The 16,566-nt window shown below is 71.6% G+C and carries 14 protein-coding genes and 1 pseudogene; 9 read left to right on the top strand and 6 right to left on the bottom strand.

Features of this window, described 5'->3' with window-relative positions:
* Window positions 1-36 precede the first annotated feature (36 nt).
* Entirely contained in the window at window positions 37-420 is a 384-nt protein-coding gene (locus CACI_RS26360; RefSeq protein WP_015793917.1) for a VOC family protein, read from the bottom strand.
* 63 nt (window positions 421-483) lie between these two features.
* On the opposite strand from CACI_RS26360, the gene CACI_RS26355 reads away from it, so the two are divergent.
* The 4 genes from CACI_RS26355 (at window position 484) to CACI_RS50275 (ending at window position 4,565) form a co-directional block, all read left to right on the top strand.
* Entirely contained in the window at window positions 484-942 is a 459-nt protein-coding gene (locus CACI_RS26355; protein WP_143765401.1) for a hypothetical protein, read from the top strand.
* 14 nt (window positions 943-956) lie between these two features.
* Window positions 957-2,108: a M24 family metallopeptidase gene (locus CACI_RS26350; protein ID WP_015793915.1), complete on the top strand. Its 1,152-nt coding sequence runs from the start codon at window positions 957-959 to the stop codon at window positions 2,106-2,108.
* The gene (locus CACI_RS26345; RefSeq protein ID WP_015793914.1) at window positions 2,108-3,256 is read left to right on the top strand and encodes an acyl-CoA dehydrogenase family protein; all 1,149 of its coding nucleotides are present in this window, start codon (window positions 2,108-2,110) and stop codon (window positions 3,254-3,256) included. Before CACI_RS26350 ends, CACI_RS26345 begins: the two co-directional genes overlap by 1 nt.
* A gap of 229 nt (window positions 3,257-3,485) precedes the next feature.
* Window positions 3,486-4,565 carry a hypothetical protein gene (locus CACI_RS50275; RefSeq protein ID WP_015793913.1) on the top strand — a complete coding sequence of 360 codons (1,080 nt, stop codon included), beginning with the start codon at window positions 3,486-3,488 and terminating at the stop codon, window positions 4,563-4,565.
* Between the two features lie 130 nt (window positions 4,566-4,695).
* Here CACI_RS50275 and CACI_RS26335 read toward each other — a convergent pair whose 3' ends face one another.
* Complete coding sequence (locus tag CACI_RS26335; protein ID WP_015793912.1) at window positions 4,696-5,700, bottom strand: tyrosine-type recombinase/integrase; 1,005 nt, start codon at window positions 5,698-5,700, stop codon at window positions 4,696-4,698.
* A 207-nt stretch (window positions 5,701-5,907) separates the two neighbouring features.
* Here CACI_RS26335 and CACI_RS26330 point away from each other — a divergent pair, with 207 nt between their 5' ends.
* A complete protein-coding gene (locus CACI_RS26330) occupies window positions 5,908-6,456 on the top strand; it encodes an HAD domain-containing protein (protein ID WP_015793911.1) in 549 nt (182 codons plus the stop codon).
* A gap of 133 nt (window positions 6,457-6,589) precedes the next feature.
* Here the strand turns inward: CACI_RS26330 and CACI_RS26325 are convergent, their stop codons facing one another.
* The gene (locus CACI_RS26325) at window positions 6,590-7,552 is read right to left on the bottom strand and encodes a MerR family transcriptional regulator (RefSeq protein WP_015793910.1); all 963 of its coding nucleotides are present in this window, start codon (window positions 7,550-7,552) and stop codon (window positions 6,590-6,592) included.
* Window positions 7,553-7,679: 127 nt separating this feature from the next.
* Between CACI_RS26325 and CACI_RS26320 the strand changes: the two genes are divergently transcribed.
* The 4 genes from CACI_RS26320 to CACI_RS26305 all read left to right on the top strand — a co-directional run bounded on the left by CACI_RS26320 (window position 7,680) and on the right by CACI_RS26305 (window position 13,076).
* Entirely contained in the window at window positions 7,680-8,129 is a 450-nt protein-coding gene (locus CACI_RS26320) for an Lrp/AsnC family transcriptional regulator (protein ID WP_015793909.1), read from the top strand.
* A 55-nt stretch (window positions 8,130-8,184) separates the two neighbouring features.
* Window positions 8,185-9,846 carry an amidohydrolase gene (locus CACI_RS26315; protein ID WP_015793908.1) on the top strand — a complete coding sequence of 554 codons (1,662 nt, stop codon included), beginning with the start codon at window positions 8,185-8,187 and terminating at the stop codon, window positions 9,844-9,846.
* A gap of 783 nt (window positions 9,847-10,629) precedes the next feature.
* Window positions 10,630-12,339, top strand: coding sequence for an apolipoprotein N-acyltransferase (lnt, locus tag CACI_RS26310; protein ID WP_049871713.1), 1,710 nt, complete (start codon window positions 10,630-10,632; stop codon window positions 12,337-12,339).
* The gene (locus tag CACI_RS26305) at window positions 12,336-13,076 is read left to right on the top strand and encodes a polyprenol monophosphomannose synthase (protein WP_015793906.1); all 741 of its coding nucleotides are present in this window, start codon (window positions 12,336-12,338) and stop codon (window positions 13,074-13,076) included. Before lnt ends, CACI_RS26305 begins: the two co-directional genes overlap by 4 nt.
* 351 nt (window positions 13,077-13,427) lie before the next feature.
* Here the strand turns inward: CACI_RS26305 and CACI_RS26300 are convergent.
* From CACI_RS26300 to CACI_RS26290, 3 genes and pseudogenes are all read right to left on the bottom strand, one after another.
* A pseudogene (locus tag CACI_RS26300) lies at window positions 13,428-13,805 on the bottom strand (RNA polymerase-binding protein RbpA); the annotation flags it as partial.
* A 203-nt stretch (window positions 13,806-14,008) separates the two neighbouring features.
* Window positions 14,009-15,727 carry an MFS transporter gene (locus CACI_RS26295; protein WP_015793904.1) on the bottom strand — a complete coding sequence of 573 codons (1,719 nt, stop codon included), beginning with the start codon at window positions 15,725-15,727 and terminating at the stop codon, window positions 14,009-14,011.
* On the bottom strand, window positions 15,727-16,521 hold the full coding sequence (locus tag CACI_RS26290; RefSeq protein ID WP_015793903.1) for a glycerophosphodiester phosphodiesterase family protein: 795 nt from the start codon (window positions 16,519-16,521) through the stop codon (window positions 15,727-15,729). Before CACI_RS26290 ends, CACI_RS26295 begins: the two co-directional genes overlap by 1 nt.
* Window positions 16,522-16,566 lie beyond the last annotated feature (45 nt).

Raw genomic sequence — 16,566 nt, 5'->3', positions numbered from 1 at the left:
ACCGATTCGTTGCTTCGGGGGACCCTGGAGGGGACCCTAAATCAGAGCGAAAAGGTCCACACCGCTGCCGTCGGGATCGATCACCGAGGCGTAGCGCTGCCCCCAAGGGGCGTCCCAGGGCCCGCGCAGACCGTGGTAGCCGGCCTCCATCAGCTCGGCGAATTTCGCGTCGACGTCGTGCGCCGTCTCGAACTGGAAACACACGGTGGTGCGCGGGCTGCCGAACGGCCGGGTCCAGGCCGAGGTGAAGTTCTGGATCGACTCCTCGGTGTCCAGCATCAGGCGCAGGGCTCCGCCGAGGCCGGCCTCGGTGTGGCCGTGTTCGGGGTCGCTGAAGACGAGGCCGAAGTGCTCGTAGAAGGCGACGGACACGGACAGGTCCGCGACGACGATGCCGATCGCGGCGGCTTTCGCGCTCATGAGGCTCACGGTAGTCCCGGGGTGGGGACCTGTCGCGGTGGAGCGGGATGCGAAGCTGACGCGGTGGAAACTGGCATACGGCGCCGGCTGCCGGCTCGCTGGATCGGCGTGCCGACCTGGGCGAAGGTGGCGCTCGCGGGGTACGCCGCCGGCTTCCTGGAAGGCGCCGGCTCGCACGTCGCGCAGATCGCCGGCGGCGGCGTGCACACCTACGACGGGGTCCGGTGGCCCTCCCAGGTGCTCTACTATTCGCTGGTCCTGTGGGACTCGCTCGCGGTGTGCCTCGCGCTGCGAGCCCGGCCGGCGGTCGTCCCGCTCGGCGTCGCGATCATGACCCTCGACCTGGCGTCGAACTGGTACTACAACGGGTCCGCCATCCGCGCCGACCCCGGCCTCTTCTGGGCGCCGGTCGGTCTGCTGCCGATGTCGCTGTTCGGCCTGTTCGTGGCCGTTACGGCGGTGCCGCTGTGGCGTGTGGTGCGCCGGCGCGCTTCGGTGGGCAGCACGCCGGACATCGGGTGATTCCTGCCGCATCGATGGATCTCCGCGCGGCCACTATCCTGACCCTCGTGACACACCACACACATGATCTGACCGACCGCCTGGCCCGCGCCCAAAAGGCTGCCGCCGAGGCCGGTATGGACGCCCTCCTGATCAGCCCTGGTGCCGACCTGCGCTACCTGACCGGCTACGAGGCGCTGCCGCTGGAGCGGCTGACCTGTCTGGTTCTGCCCGCGAGCGGCGACCCCCTGATGGTCGTCCCGGCCCTGGAGAAGCCCGCCGCCGAGGCCTCGCCCCTGGGCGGCCTCGGGCTGGACATCCTGGCCTGGGCCGAGACCGACGATCCCTACGCGCTGGTGGCCTCGCGGCTGCCGGGCTCGGCACGGACCGTCGGGCTGGACAACCACATGTGGGCCGAGAAGGTCCTGAACTTCCGGCGCGTGCTGCCGGACGCCGAGCAGGCACTGGCCGGCGAGGTGCTGGGCGACCTGCGCATGCGCAAGACCGCGGCGGAGGTGGAGTCCCTGCGTGCGGCGGCGGCCGCCATCGACTCCGTGCACCGCCGGGTGCCCGAGTGGCTGCGGCCCGGGCGCACCGAGCGCGAGGTCGGGCAGGACATCGCCGACGCGATCCTGGCCGCCGGGCACGTCACGGTCGACTTCGTGATCGTCGGCTCCGGCCCGAACGGCGCCTCCCCGCACCACGAGCTCTCCGACCGCGTGATCCAGGCCGGGGACCAGGTCGTCGTCGACATCGGCGGAGCCATGCCCGACGGCTACTGCTCGGACTCCACGCGCGACTACAGCCTCGGCGCGCCCTCGGCGGAGTACGCCGAATACTTCGCGGTCCTGCTGGCCGCGCAGAAGGCGCAGTGCGACGCCATCCGCCCCGGCATCACCGCCGAGGAGTTGGACGCCGTCGGCCGCGACCTGATCACCGCCGCCGGCTACGGCGAGCAGTTCATCCACCGCACCGGCCACGGCATCGGCCTGGAGACGCACGAGGAGCCGTACATCGTCTCCGGTTCCGCGCGTCCGCTGGAGCCCGGCATGGCCTTCTCCATCGAGCCCGGCATCTACCTCGCGGGCAAGCACGGCGCGCGCATCGAGGACATCGCGGTGTGCACCCAAGACGGCGGCGAGCGCCTCAACCTGACCACCCGCGAGCTCGTGGTGGTGGACCTCTGATGGTCGCCGTCGAGCGGACTCTCCCCAGCGATGAGTCGCGTGCCCTATTTGGGCTGGTTCAGGATCTTTGCGCCAAGGAGCTGGCGCCGCGCGCGGCCGAGTACGAGGCCGCCGAGCGCTTCCCCCGCGAGGTGTTCCGGACCCTCGGCCAGGCCGGTCTGCTGGGCCTGCCCTACGACGAGGAGTACGGGGGCGGCGGTCAGCCCTACGAGGTCTACCTCCAGGTGGTCGAGGAGCTGGCGCGTACTTGGCTTACCATCGGACTGGGCGTCTCAGTGCACTCGCTGGCCTGCTACGGCCTGGCGAACTATGGATCGGCCGAGCAGAAGGCGAAGTGGCTGCCGGGTATGCTCGGCGGGGACCAGCTCGGGGCGTACTGCCTGTCCGAGCCGCAGTCCGGGTCCGACGCCGCGGCGCTGACGACCCGCGCGGTGCGCTCAGGGGACGAATACGCGGTCACCGGCACGAAAGCGTGGATCACGCACTCCGGCCAGGCCGACTTCTACACCCTGATGGTGCGCACCTCCGACGACGGCGCCAAGGGAATCAGCGCCCTGCTGGCCGAGAACGGCACGCCGGGCCTGGGCTTCGGCAAGCCCGAGAAGAAGATGGGCATGCGCGGGTCGGTGACGGCGCAGGTGCTGCTGGACGGCGCTCGGGTTCCGGCCGACCGGCTGCTCGGCGCGGAGGGCCAGGGCTTCTCCATCGCGCTGTCCGCGCTGGAGGCCGGGCGGCTGGGAATCGCGGCGTGCGCGGTCGGGGTCGCGCAGGCGGCGCTGGACGCGGCGGTGGAGTACGCCACCTCCCGGCGCCAGTTCGGGCACGCGATCGCCGAGTTCCAGGGCGTGGGCTTCATGCTCGCCGACATGGCCACGGCGGTGGCGGTCGGGCGCGCGGCGTACCTGGCGGCGGCGCGGCGCCGGGACGCGGGGCTGCCGTACGGGACCGAGGCCGCCATGGCCAAGCTGTTCTGTACGGATATGGCGATGAAGGTGACCACGGACGCGGTGCAGGTCTTCGGCGGGTACGGATACACCGCCGACTTCCCCGTCGAGCGCTACATGCGCGAGGCGAAGGTGCTGCAGATCGTCGAGGGAACCAATCAGGTGCAGCGTCTCGTTATCAGTAGGAACCTCACTCGTCCGTGATGAAGTGTGATCAGTCTGGTGCTGTGATGAGACTGTGATCGTCCGCGGTGCCGGGCGGCCTCGGCCGCCCAGTACAGGCGCGATGACAGGCACCGTACAAGCGCATACGTAAAACGGCGGGCCCCGAGCGCGAACCCGGCATTCCCAGACCGGGACGAATCGGGGCCTTCCGACGTCGGGTCGCCGATCGTCTTATCAGTACATCGGCGGACCATGTACCGTGCTGCCCATGACGCAGCAGCCGAATCAGAACTACCCCCAGCAGCCAGGGGGATGGGGACAGCAGCCCGGACAGCCGCAACAGCAGGGCTGGGGTCAGCCGCAGCCCGCGCAGCAGCAGGGCGGGCAATGGGGGGGCGCGCAGCAGCAGCAGCCCCAGTACGGGCAGGCGCAGCCGGCCCAGCAGCAGTACGGGAGTGCCTCCTCCTCCTACAGCGGCGGCACCGGCGCCGGCGCGAGCCCCACGGTGTGGGGCAAGGTCTGGGGCTTCTACGCCACCGGGGCCCTGGCCGCGGTCGCCGCGATCATGGTCTTCCTGGCCTGGGCCAGCGTGAAGATCACCGCCGAGGGCCGGAGCGTCACCAGCACGATCAACGGGATCGGCTCGGCCTCCACCTCGGTCAAGGGCGCCGACACCGGCGACAGCGGCGTCACCCCGATCTGGGGCTGGCTCCTGCTGATCGCCGCGGTCGTGGCGATCGCCGGCGTGGTCATGGTGTTCACGATGAAGACCCCGCTGTCCGGCTGGATCGCGGTCGGCGGCAGCGGCGGGGCGTTCGTGTTCGCCGTCATCGGCGCGCTGTACTTCAACGGCAAGGCCTCCGACGCCAAGAAGCAGATCCTGAACGAGGGCCTGCCGCCCGGCACCAAGTACTCGATCGGCCTGGGCATCGGCGCGTACGTCGCGCTGGCCGCCGCGCTGATCGCGGTGGTGTTCGCGGTCCTGGCGCAGCTGTCGATCAACCAGGCCGGCGCCACCGCCGCGGGCTCGGCCGCGGGCTTCGGCCAGGGCGGCTACCAGCAGCCGGGCTACGGCCAGCAGGCCGGCTACGGCCAGCCGGGGCAGCAGGGCTACGGCCAGCCGCAGCAGGGCCAGCAGGCCGGCTGGGGCCAGCAGCAGGGGCAGCAGGGCCAGCAGCAGCCGCCGCGGGCCCAGGACCAGCAGCCGGGGCAGCAGCAGTGGGGCAACCCGCAGCCGCCCCAGCAGGGCGGCCAGCAGTGGGGCGGCTACAACGACCCGGCGGCCAACCAGCCGACGCAGGCCGTGCAGCCCGGTTACATGCCCGGCCAGCAGCCGCCGCAGCAGTAACGTCATCAGCGCACGGGGTACCTTCAGCAGCGGCTGCTGAATCCTGCGTTAGGACATGCGTTAGTACATAGGGGAGCGGCGGTCCGTGGATTTCTCCACGGGCCGCCGCAGTTTTGTGGGTGGGAGGTTGTCAGCCTGCGATGTCGGTGGTGTCGGTGCGGTCGGTGTCCCCGGTCTGGTGGTCCTGATCCTGGTCGCGCCGCTGGCGTTCGGTGACCGCCCGCCGCAGCTGCTCGAAGCGGACCGGCAGCGGGATCCAGCCGGGGGAGCCGGCCAGGTTCATGTTCGCCTCCACGACCGCGCGGGTGTAGGCGCGCTGCATGCCGCGCGGCATCAGGGGCATGCCCGGGGGGCGGCGGATCGCCTCGCCCTCGACGTTGAGGCGCCCGGCGTGGTTGGGCATGACCGAGACCCACAGGGCCTTGGCGTTTCCGTGCAGCGGCTCGACGAGCGTCTCGCGTACCTCGAGCCAGGCTCGCAGGGCCGCGCGGCTGCCGTCGGAGAGCTTGACGGTGTCGTGCACCGCTTCGCTGACGGTGCGGGCCTGCGGGCGGCGGACGATGCGCAGGGTGCTGAGATCGTCGGCGAGGTCGGCCAGGGTCAGCGCCGCGAGTTCCCCCACGCGTGCGCCGGTGTCCAGCTCCACGCCGATCAGCGCGAACAGCCGGACCCGCGCCGCCGGGGCGCCGACGTGCTCGGCGCGGCTGGCGAGGAAGTCGCGCAACTGGGAGCGCGACGGTCCGTCCACGGTCTCGCGCAGCTCCGGCAGCCCGGGCCGGTCGGCGACGGCGACCAGCACCCCGGCGTGCTCGCCGAGGATCTTCAGGCAGTCGGCCCGGATGCGCATGGAGGCGTTGGTCGCGCGGGCGTCGCCGGCCTTGGCCCGCCGCCGCAGCTCACCGCGCGCGGCGAGATCGAGGTAGGCGCTTATCGCCCCGGGCTGCAGCAGATCGGCGGCGCTCGAGGCGTCCCGGAACGGGAACTCCTCGTGGTTGCGCACCAGCGCCAGCTCCCCGGCGACCCAGCGCAGCTGCCGCGCCCGCGCCTTGCTGACCTCCCGCTCGGTGATGACGCGCTCGGTCCACGCCTCGATCGAGGCGCCCTCCGCACCCGCCGGCTTCGCCTTCTGCGGCACGCGACGTTCCTCTCGTGAAGCTGACTGAGCTGACTGAGCTGACTGACGGCGATAGATAACTGGCCCTCAGGCTACTCCGCGAGCCACCCGCCGGGACGTACCCCACGCTAGAGCAGGGGTCTGACTGCCGTGGCGTACGAGGGCGTACGGTGGCGTGATCCCCCGCACCCCCTGGCATTCTGAGGACACTGACATACCGTGGTCGGTATGAGCGCGCCGCTGCTGTTCCTCGACGTCGACGGGGTCGTCCTCCCCCTCGGCGCCGAACCCGACGACCTCCGCGACGACCTGGGCCGCACCCTGTCCGCCCTCCCAGCCGACCTCGTATGGGCCACAGCCTGGGAACACAGCGCCAACATCGAGATCGCCCCCCGCATCGGCCTCCCCCGACTCCCCGTCGTGGAGTGGCACGACCCGACCACCGCCGAACTCGCCCTCGACGCCCACTTCGACCTCCACTGGAAGACCCGCCAAATCGTCCAATGGGCCCGAGGCCGCGACTTCGCCTGGGCCGACGACGAAGTCACCACCGCCGACCAAGACTGGATCGCCCAACACCACCCCGGCCGCGCCCTGGTCCACCACGTCCGCGCCCTCCTCGGACTGACCACCGCCGACTTCGAGACACTCCGCCGCTGGCTGCGAGGCGAGGCCGAGGCTGAGGCTGATGGCGAGGGGGACGGAGACAGCACCGGCGGCGGCGAGGGCGATGCACAGGACGACGATGCCGATGAACGCCGCCCTGCCGCATCGTGAGCCGAGCACATGGCTGCCCGCGAGCCGGCCGCCTGCTTGCCAATGCGCCCCGCACCAAGCCGCTGCCCTGCGACATTCTGCAACATCCTGAGCCTCGCGCTTACCGCCTCCGCGCGCCTTGCGACCGAGCCGGCTACTCCCCGCCTGCCCCGTCCCGCTCCAAGTGCCCCATCCGGACCCGGAGAGCGCGCTGGAACCACTCGAACACCGGGCCGAGGGTCTCCGGCTCCGGCCATCGGTTCACCGCTGCGAGGAGGCGCCAGTAGCGTTCCACGCGGGGGTCGGCTGCTACCTCCAGGCGGCGCCATAGCCATGCGCGCAGGGCCGGGTCGTCTGGCTTGCCGAAGGTGGTGGCGTATTGGGCTCCGAGCTCGGCGATGATGGGGTCGGCGGCGGGGGATTGCGGGTCGATGCCGTCGGTGATGGCTTGGGTGATGCGTTCGCGGACCAGGGCTGTCAGTTCGTGGTGCAGGCCTGTCGTGTCGCCTTCGGCGCGTTCGGCGGCTTGGTACTGGGCCATCGCGCGGACGCTGGTGCGGAAGTCTGGGTCCTGGGTCAGTTCGGCGAGTTCGATCCAGGCTTCGACCTGCTCGGGGGTGGCGTCGTCGGGGAGGTCGGGGGTGGCGGCGCGGACCAGTTCGACGAGCTCTGGGTTCGCGTCGATGCCGCTGAAGGTGTCCTCGATGAAGTCCTCGATGACGCGCTTGCGTTCGAGGTCGGACATGCGGGCGATTCTGTGCATCAGGTCCATCTCCTGGTGGGTGGCACCCCGGGCGGCTACCGCGCCGAGCACCGCGCGCCGGAGTCGCAGTGTGCGAAGCTGGACGTCCAGTGCCTCCGCGTGCGCGGCTGCGACCTCGGCCAGTGTCGTCTCGCGCGCCAGCACGCGCCGGACGGTCGGGAGGTCCACGCCGAGCTCGCGCAGGGTGCGGACCAGGTCCAGGCGGGCTATGGCGCCGATGTCGTAGACGCGGTAGCCGGCCGGGGTGCGGCCGGTTTCGGGGACGATGCCCTCGTCGGCGTAGAAGCGGATGGTCTTCACCGGCAGTCCGGTGCGCCGCGCCAAGTCGCCGATGGTGTAGAGGGCTTCGCTCATGACAGGTACCTTCCGGCCTCCCGTAGATGGAGACTCAAGCCGAATCCGGAAATGGCCGAGTAGATCGCGACGACCGGCAGGCTATGCCGTGTAGGCGGCCGGGCACCGCAGGATTTACCGTGGGCGCGTGGACGATATCGACAGGCACATCGTGGCGGCCCTGGTCGCCGACGGCCGGATGAGCTACACCGACCTCGGCAAGCTGATCGGGTTGTCGACCTCGGCGGTGCACCAGCGGGTGCAGAAGCTGGAGGAGCGCGGCGTGCTGCGGGGATTCCGGGCCGTGGTGGACCCCGAGGCGCTGGGCTTGAGCCTGACGGCGTTCATCTCGGTCAAGCCCATCGACCCGGCGGCGCCGGACGACGTGCCGGACCGGCTCAAGGGTCTGGAAGAGGTCGAGGACTGCTACAGCGTCGCCGGGGACGAGAACTACATCCTCAAGGTGCGCGTCGGCACGCCGGGCCAGCTGGAGTCCCTGCTGTCCCGGATCCGCACCGCGGCCGAGGTGTCCACCCGGACCACGGTCGTCCTGTCCACGCCGTTCGAGGCCCGGATGCGCGGGACGACGCCGGCCTGAGCGGCGGGCTCGAGCCGCACCTCGACACCCGTCCGCATACGAGACACTGTCCGGTATGACGAACACCGCCCTGCCCGACCCCGACCGTCCGACCCCGGCCCGCGTCCTGCTGCGCGGTGGGACCATTCACTCGCCGGAGGAGCCGTTCGCCACGGCGATGCTGGTCGAGGACGGCGCGGTGGCCTGGCTCGGCTCGGACAGCGCGGCGGACGTGGCGCACGCCGACTCCGTCGACGAGATCGTCGAGCTGCGCGGCGCGCTGGTGACCCCGGCGTTCGTCGACGCCCACGTGCACCTGACCTCCACCGGCCTCGCGGTGGCCGGGCTGGACCTGCACGACACGCCCTCGCTGACCGCCGCCCTGGACCGCATCGCCGCCTTCGCCGCGACCGTCCCGGCCGGCGAGACGGTGATCGGCCAGGGATGGGACGAATCGCGCTGGCCCGAGCGCCGCGCGCCCTCCCTCGCCGAACTGGACCGCGCGGTCGGCGGTCGGCCGGCGTATCTGTCGCGCGCCGACGTGCACAGCGCGCTGGCGTCCTCGGCGCTGATCGCCGCGGTCCCGGACGTGCGCGGCGCGGTCGGCTTCGACGAGTCCGGGCAGCTGCGCCAGCAGGCACACCACCTGGTGCGCAAGGCGGCCTTCAGCATGCTGAGCCCGACCGTGCGCGGCGAGTTGCAGGCGGCTGCGCTGCGCCGGGCGGCGGAACTGGGGATCGGCGCGCTGCACGAGTGCGGCGGCCCGGACATCGGCGGCGAGGCGGACTTCCTGCAGGTGCTGGCCTCCGGGCTGGCGGGAATCGGGCCCGAGGTCTTCGGCTACTGGGGCGAGTTCGGCGGAGCGGAGAAGGCGGCGTTCCTCGGCGCGGTCGGCGCCGGCGGGGACCTGTTCCTGGACGGCGCGATCGGCTCGCACACCGCCTGCCTGGCCCACGCCTACGCCGACAAGGACACCCTCGGCGCCGCGTATGCGAGCGCTGAGGAGGTGGCGGCGCACGTGGTCGAATGCACGCAGGCCGGGATGCAGGCGGGCTTCCACGCGATCGGCGACGCGGCGATGTCCGCGCTCCTGGACGGCTTCGACGCGGCCGCCGCGAAGGTCGGGCGCGACGCGCTGTACCGGATCGGACACCGCGTGGAGCACGCCGAGATGATCCCGGACGGCGGCATCCAGCGGCTGCTCGACTTCGGCATCGTGGCGAGCGTGCAGCCGGCGTTCGACGCGGCGTGGGGCGGCCCGGACGGCATGTACGTGGAGCGCCTCGGCGCGCAGCGCGCGCAGGCGATGAACCCCTTCGCGGCGCTGCAGAAGGCCGGCGTGCCGCTGGCGTTCGGCTCGGACGCCCCGGTGACGCCGCTGGACCCCTGGGGCACGGTACGCGCCGCGGCGTTCCACCAGACCCCCGAGCACCGCATCTCGGTCCGGGCGGCGTTCGCCGCGCACACCCGCGGCGGCTGGCGCGCGCTCGGCGCGGCGGCGACCGCGACCGGCGTGCTGCGGGTCGGCGAGCCGGCGACGTTCGCGGTGTGGGACGTCGCGCCGCAGGACGTGGTGGTGCAGGCGGCCGACGAGCGGCTCTCGGCGTGGTCCACCGACCCGCGCTCGGGCGTGCCGGGACTCCCGGACCTGACGCCGGGGCGTCCGCTGCCGACCGCGGCGCGCACGGTGGTGCGGGGGCGGACGGTGTTCGACTCGGGGCGGCTCGCGGAGGGGTAGGCGCGAGAGGACAGGGCGCGAGGCGGGCGGAGCGCCGGAAAACGTCGGCGCGGCGCGGGTGAAGTGCCCGTGCGATGCCGCTGAGCACGGCACGCGATGTTGAGGTGTTGAGGCGCCGCCGCCGGCCGCCCGCCGCCGCCCGCCCCGCGCTTGAGCACGGTTCGGTCACAAATATCCCCCGCGCCCTTCCGAGTGATCGTCGTCCGCGTCGCCCGCTTTCCGGGACGCCATCCTGACCTGCGCCTTTGTCGCGTTCGCGCAGGCCACGACTGGTCGGATCACTGGTTGACAGGAGTCCCTGCAGTCCGGGTAGCGTCGGTGACCACGTCCACCGGCCGCACGCGTCGCACGGTGGTCCTGTCTCGCCGCGGTGCGATCCGGCGCCGGAGCGTCTGGACGGGGGCATGGCGGCGGATGCGGCGAAAGATGGTGGGTCTTCACCGGGAACCCGGCGGATCCAGTAGACAACGGCGTGCGGGACTCGCAACCAACGGGTCCGCAGCCGGTCCGAAGGGTGCCGCCGGGTTTTCGCGTGCGACCGGGGCACCCGCGCACGTCAGCGCGTACCGCGAGCGCGTCCCCCAGCTTGCGCCGCAGGCGTTCCCGCTGGTGAAGCTGTTCTCGACCGTCCTCATGCTCACCGCCGAAGGTGTCTTCCGGCTTTCCGCCAGGTGAAGACTGTTTCCCGAGCGCCCCAATCTTGAGACCCTGGGATTCAGACCCTGCTCGTATAGGGTGCGGTCAACGTGTGTCCGCAGATCTTTTCTAGGGTGGGTCCCGCAGGTGGCGAACGTGGATGAGGCCGGTACCCGCCGGCGGCGGTGGTTCCGGCGGCCCGGCCGGCCGAGCGCCGAGGCGGTGCGGCTGGCGGCGCTGGCGCTGCTGGCCGGGGCGGCGCTGAACCTGGCGTTCGCCCCCGTCGGCTGGTGGCCGGTCGCCCCGATCGCGGTCGCGGCGTTCTCGGCCATGGTCTCCGGCCGGACCGGACGGCGCGGGATGCTCATCGGCTTCTGGTTCGGGACCGGCTTCTGCTGGGTCATGTTCCAGTGGCTGCGCGTCTTCGGGCCCGGCGCCCAGGAAGCGGTCGGCCTCGTCGAGTCGCTGTACTTCATCCCGTTCGGGTGGGGCATGGCGCGGGTGTCGCTGACGCGCTTCGCGCCGCTGTGGCAGGCGTGCCTGTGGGTCACCGAGGAGTACGGCCGCTCGCGCTGGCCCTTCGGCGGCTTCTCCTGGGGACGGCTGGCGTTCTCCCAGCCGGACTCGCCGTTCACGCCGCTCGCGGCCGTCGGCGGCGCGCCGCTGGTGACCTTCGCGGTGGCGCTGTCCGGCGCGCTGCTGTGGCGCGCGGTGGTGGTGCTGCGGCGCGACCGGCGCGACGGGCTCAGATGGGTCGCCGCGCTCGTCGCCGGGGCGCTGGTGGTCCCCGCCCTCGGCTTCGCCGTGCCGTTGCAGAACCCGGATTCCGGCACGCCGGTGCGCATCGCGCTGATCCAGGGCAACGTGCCGCGCGTCGGCTTCGGCCGCGACGAGCAGGAGGCCGCGGTCCTGGACAACCATGTCAAGGAGACCGAGGTCCTGGCCGCCGACATCCGCTCGGGCAAGGCGGTCAAGCCCGACCTGGTGGTCTGGCCGGAGAACGGCTCGGACATGGACCCCTACTCCGATCCCGGCGTCGCGGACCAGATCCAGCAGGCGGTCGACGACGTGGGCGTGCCGGTGCTGGTCGGCGCGGTCATCAACGCCAACGCCGCGGGGACCAACGTGCTGAACCGGCTGATCGTCTGGACGCCGGGCGCGGACGGCGGGATGGGCGCCACCTACGACAAGACCCACCTGGTGCCGTTCGGCGAGTACCTGCCCTTCCGCGACATCCTGACCAAGATGATCAAGCGCTTCAACATGATCCCGCGCGACTTCGTCCCCGGCCACGGCAAGGGCGTGCTGACCCTCGGCGGGGTCACCGTCGCCGCCGTCATCTGCTTCGAGGTCGCCTACGACGACGTGGTCCGCAACGCGGTCAAGGGCGGCGGCCAGGTCCTGCTGGTCCCCAGCAACAACGCCTCCTACATGGGCACCGGCCAGACCTACCAGCAGCTGGCGATCGCCCGCTTCCGCGCCGTCGAGCACGGCCGCTGGACCATGGAGGCCGCGACCTCGGGGGTGTCGGCGGTCATCGACCCGCACGGCAAGATCCTCGCGCAGACCGGCGAGTACCAGGCGCGCTACCTGGACACGCAGGTGCGCCGCAACACCGCGATCACCCTGGCCGACCGGGTCGGCGCCTGGCCGGAGTACGTGCTCGCACTGCTCGGGCTGCTGGCCGCGATCGGTCTGGGCGGCGCCGCCACGACACTCCGGCGTACTCGGGCCTTGATTCCGGCATTCAGAACTCCGGCAGATACCCTGCCGGGTGCCCCGGACGGCGACCGGGCTCCGAGCGGGCCCGCTGACGACGCCGACCTCCAGACCGCTGCGAAAGGCCGAGCCCGGTGACGAACCCGCGCGTCCTGGTGATCATCCCGACCTACAACGAGGCGGAGAACCTGCCGACGATCGTCGCGCGCGTCCACGCCGCGAACCCGGACGTGCACGTACTCGTGGCCGACGACAACTCCCCGGACGGCACGGGCAAGCTCGCGGACGAACTCGCCGACTCCGATGAGCGGGTCAAGGTTCTGCACCGGGCCGGCAAGGAGGGACTGGGCAAGGCCTACCTGGCCGGGTTCGCCTGGGGGATCGAGCACGAATACGACGTCATCTGCGAGATGGACGCCGACGGCTCGCACCGCCCCGAGGACTTCCCGGCGCTGCTCAAGGCGTTGGTGGAGCAGAACGCGGATCTGGTCCTGGGCTCGCGCTATGTGCGCGGCGGCAAGACGGTCGGCTGGCCCAAGCACCGCGAGATCCTGTCCAAGGGCGGCAACACCTGGGTCCGGCTGGTCACCGGCATGAAGCTCGCGGACGCCACCGGCGGCTACCGGCTCTTCCGTCGCGAGACGCTGGAGCGTATAGAGCTTTCCACGGTCGCCAGTGCCGGCTACACCTTTCAGGTGGACCTGGCATGGCGGACGGTGCGCGCCGGACTGAAGGTCGTCGAGGTCCCGATCACCTTCGTCGAACGCGAACTCGGGGCGTCGAAGATGAGCACGAACATCGTCGCCGAAGCGCTGTGGCGGACCACCGTGTGGGGGATGCAGTACCGGATGAAGCGCTTGCTGGGCCGCCGCTGAAACGGCTGCCGGCCTCGATGTCAGGACCGGTGGACACCTGAACGTGAAAAGGCCCGAGCCGCACTGTCGGGGGGATGCAGTGCGGCTCGGGGATTGTGGGCGCGCCTCCCGGCAACGGGGTGGCTGCGCTCTTCCTACTGTAGTCGTATCGATGGGTTCTGTGCGCGGATCATCATCGCGTCGGCCGTAGTTCCCGCCGGACTCAGTCGGACGTGTGCCTCAGTCGGACGAGTGCGCCGCGGCCTTGCGCGCGCCGGAGCGGGCCGCGGTCGTCTTCGGCTTGCCCGCCGGGGCGGCCGGAGCCTTCACCGAGGACGCCTTGGCGGCGGCGGCCGACTTCTTGGCGCGCCCGGCCATGGTGCGGGCCGGGGCGGGGCGGACGACGTCGCTGCGAGAGATGCCGCCGTCGCGCAGGACGGCCAGCCGCTCGGCCAGGACCTCCTCCAGGTCGGCCATGGTGCGCCGCTCCAGCAGCATGTCCCAGTGGGTGCGGGCCGGCTTGCCCGCCTTCTCCTCCGGCGGGGCGCCGTCGACCAGCAGGGCGGTGGCCCCGCAGACCTTGCACTCCCACGTCGACGGCACGTCGGCCTCCACGGAGAACGGCATCACGAAGCGGTGCTCGTTCGGGCACACGTACTCGATGTCCTGGCGCGGGGCGAAGTCGATCCCCGCGTCGCTTTCATAGCTGGTCGCGCCGAGGCGCGTCCCGCGCAGTGCCCGCTCGCTCATTGGTGTTCCCTCCAGATCGTCTCACCCGCTCACAACGCGTCGCGGCGCACGTTTTGTTCCGGGCCGGACCGGTTGGCGTGGCGGTCGCCCGCGGGCGTGTGTGCAGCCAGAGCCTCCCACGGATGGGTTCCACCGGGCAAAAACGGGCAAACGTCTTTAGTCAGCTCATAGGAGGAGAGCGAAGTGGGATTCGTCACACAGGGTTACAAGCGCTCGGGCACGGGATTGCCCGCGGCCCGGATCGCGGCGCGCAGATCGGTGCGCGCCAGCAGCGCCAACCCCAGGACGAAGAACACCACCAGTGAGACGATCGCCAGCCGGTAGGAGCCGGTGAACTGGATCGCCAGCGCCACGGTGAGCGAGCCGATCCAGGCCACGCCGTTCTGGCTGACCTCGTAGAGCCCGAAATACTCGCTCTCCTGCCCGGCCGGGATGATCTGCGCGAACAGCGAGCGCGACAGCGCCTGCGTCCCGCCCAGCACCAGGCCGATCGCGCAGCCCAGCAGGTAGAACTGCCAGGCGGCGTGCTTGGTCATCGCGAACGCCGCCGCCAGCAGCACGATCCACGCCACCAGCGAGCCGCTGATGGTCCGCCGCGTGCCGTGCCGCGCGGCCAGCCGCCCCATCCACAGCGAGCCGCCGAACGCCACGAACTGCACCACCAGGATCGCGCTGGCCATCACCGACTGGCCCAGATCCAGCTGTTTGGTGCCGTAGGTCGAGGCGAAAGAGATGACCGTTTGCACGCCCTCGTTGTAGGCCATGTAGGCGAGTAGGAACAGCAAAGCGTTGCGGTTGCGCGACAGCGCGGCCAGAGTTCGGCCGAGTCGGCGGTAGCCGGTCCCGGACTCCGGACGCTCGGACTTCGACAGCTCAGACTTAGGCAGCCCAGACTTCGACAGCTCGGACTCCGGCAGCCGGGAGGTCCCCGCGGTCAGCCTGCGCACGCCGGCCGTGCCGAACACCAGCCACCACAGACCCGCCGAGGCCAGCGCGACCCGGGCGGCGTGCGCCTCGCTTAGTCCCAGAGAGCTGTGCGCCGTGTAGACGACCAGGTTGACGGTGAGCAGCACGGCGCCGCCGAGATAGCCGACAGCCCAGCCCTTGGAGCTGATCGCGTCGCGCTCGTCCGGCGCGGCCAGCGTCGGCAGATAGCCGTTGGCCAGCACGTTGGCGGTGGAGTAGCTCAGCGAGGCGGTCAGGAACAGCGCGCCGCCCCACAGGTACGCGCCGCCGGTGACGGTGTAGAAGAGCAGCGTCGCCACGACACCGAGGGTCATCGCCGCGGTCAGCAGCCCGCGCGTGCGCCCGCTGCGGTCGGCGACCGCGCCGACCAACGGCAGCACCGCGGCCTGCACGAGCGCGGCGGCGGTGACGGCGAAGGGGTAGAAGGACTCGGCCCGGATGCTCAGGCCCGCCAGGTGCAGGTAGTGGTCGGTCCCGCCGGCGGCGTTGCGCGCGATGTCGGTGAGGTAGGGACCGAGGAAGACCGCGGTGACGGTGGTGGGGAAGGCGTGGGCGCCCCAGGCGTAGCGGTACCAGCCGGTGCGGCGGGAGAGCTGGGCCGGGTCAGTGGTGGGGGTGGGGATGTCGGGCGCGTCGGGTCCGGCGGCGGGCGATGAGGCGAGTGCGGCAGGGTCGGCGAGCGGTGTGCCGAAGTCGGCGGTCTCTTCGGCGGACGGAGAGCGCGTGAAGGACGCCTGCCCGGCGAACGGTGTCGCGGTGCCGGCTGGATCGGCGATGCTCAGCGGCTGCGCGGCGATACCTTGCGAACCATGCGCTGCCGGATCGGCGAAGGGTATGCCGATCCCTGTCGGCGGCTGCGCGGGGTGCGCCCCCAACCCGGCGAGTGCGGCGGCCGCGCCGGTGCCGGAGTCGGCGCCGTCGGCGGTGAACGCGGCGGCGGTGTCGTCGATCGGCATCAGGACCAGGTCCCCCGTTTCGTCAGCACGGTTTTGAGCGTGTCCAGCCGGTCGGTCATGATGCCGTCCGCGCCCAGGTCCAGCAACCGTTCCATGTCAGAGGCCTCGTTGACGGTCCACACGTGCACCGGCAGTCCGGCGGCGTGGGCGGCGGCGAGCAGCCGGTCGTCGACCACGACGATGCGTCCCAGAGCCGGCGGGACCTGGAGACACGCCGCCGCGACGTGGGGCAGCGCGGCCGGATCCGGCGTCTCGCCGAGCTTCAGTCTGCGCGAGGCACGCCAGATGCGGAACGCCTCGCGCGGACCGGCGCTGGTGCACAGCTCGGGTCCGAACGCCGCGCGCATCGCGTTCAGCCGGGTGTCGGAGAAGGAGCTGATGCAGACCCGCTCGACCGCGTCGGTGCGCCGCAGCAGCGCGGTCAGCGGCTCGATCGCGTTCGGCTCCTTGACGTCGATGTTGAAGCGCGCGTCGGGGAAGGCCTCCAGCAGTTCGGCCATCGTCGGGATCGGGTCGTCGCCGATGCGGGCGATGGCGGCCTCGGCGGCGGTGAGCGTCTTGATGCGCCCCTTGGCGTCGGTGACGCGTTGCAGCCGCCGGTCGTGGAAGGCGAGCAGGACGCCGTCGGAGGTGGCGTGCACGTCCGTCTCCAGATACCGGTAGCCGGTGTCGGCGGCGATCTTGAACGCGGACAGCGTGTTCTCCCCGGCCGGGCCGTCCGCGCCGCCCCGGTGGGCGAACGGGATGGGTCCGGGATGGTCGAGGAACGCGTGGCGGGCGGTGCTGGCGGACATGGGCGCAAGTATCCCAAGCTCCGGGTCACAACTTCATCAAACTAG

Origin of the sequence: Catenulispora acidiphila DSM 44928 (genome assembly GCF_000024025.1) — a bacterium.
Lineage (GTDB): Bacteria > Actinomycetota > Actinomycetes > Streptomycetales > Catenulisporaceae > Catenulispora > Catenulispora acidiphila.
This window is presented reverse-complemented; position numbering and strand designations above follow the sequence as displayed.

Coding starts and splice junctions, on each gene's coding strand:
- CACI_RS26360 (WP_015793917.1), bottom strand. CDS start 420: ATGAGCGCGAAAGCCGCCGCGATCGGCATCGTCGTCGCGGACCTGTCC.
- CACI_RS26350 (WP_015793915.1), top strand. CDS start 957: ATGGATCTCCGCGCGGCCACTATCCTGACCCTCGTGACACACCACACA.
- CACI_RS26345 (WP_015793914.1), top strand. CDS start 2,108: ATGGTCGCCGTCGAGCGGACTCTCCCCAGCGATGAGTCGCGTGCCCTA.
- CACI_RS50275 (WP_015793913.1), top strand. CDS start 3,486: ATGACGCAGCAGCCGAATCAGAACTACCCCCAGCAGCCAGGGGGATGG.
- CACI_RS26330 (WP_015793911.1), top strand. CDS start 5,908: ATGAGCGCGCCGCTGCTGTTCCTCGACGTCGACGGGGTCGTCCTCCCC.
- CACI_RS26325 (WP_015793910.1), bottom strand. CDS start 7,552: ATGAGCGAAGCCCTCTACACCATCGGCGACTTGGCGCGGCGCACCGGA.
- CACI_RS26315 (WP_015793908.1), top strand. CDS start 8,185: ATGACGAACACCGCCCTGCCCGACCCCGACCGTCCGACCCCGGCCCGC.
- CACI_RS26295 (WP_015793904.1), bottom strand. CDS start 15,727: ATGCCGATCGACGACACCGCCGCCGCGTTCACCGCCGACGGCGCCGAC.
- CACI_RS26290 (WP_015793903.1), bottom strand. CDS start 16,521: ATGTCCGCCAGCACCGCCCGCCACGCGTTCCTCGACCATCCCGGACCC.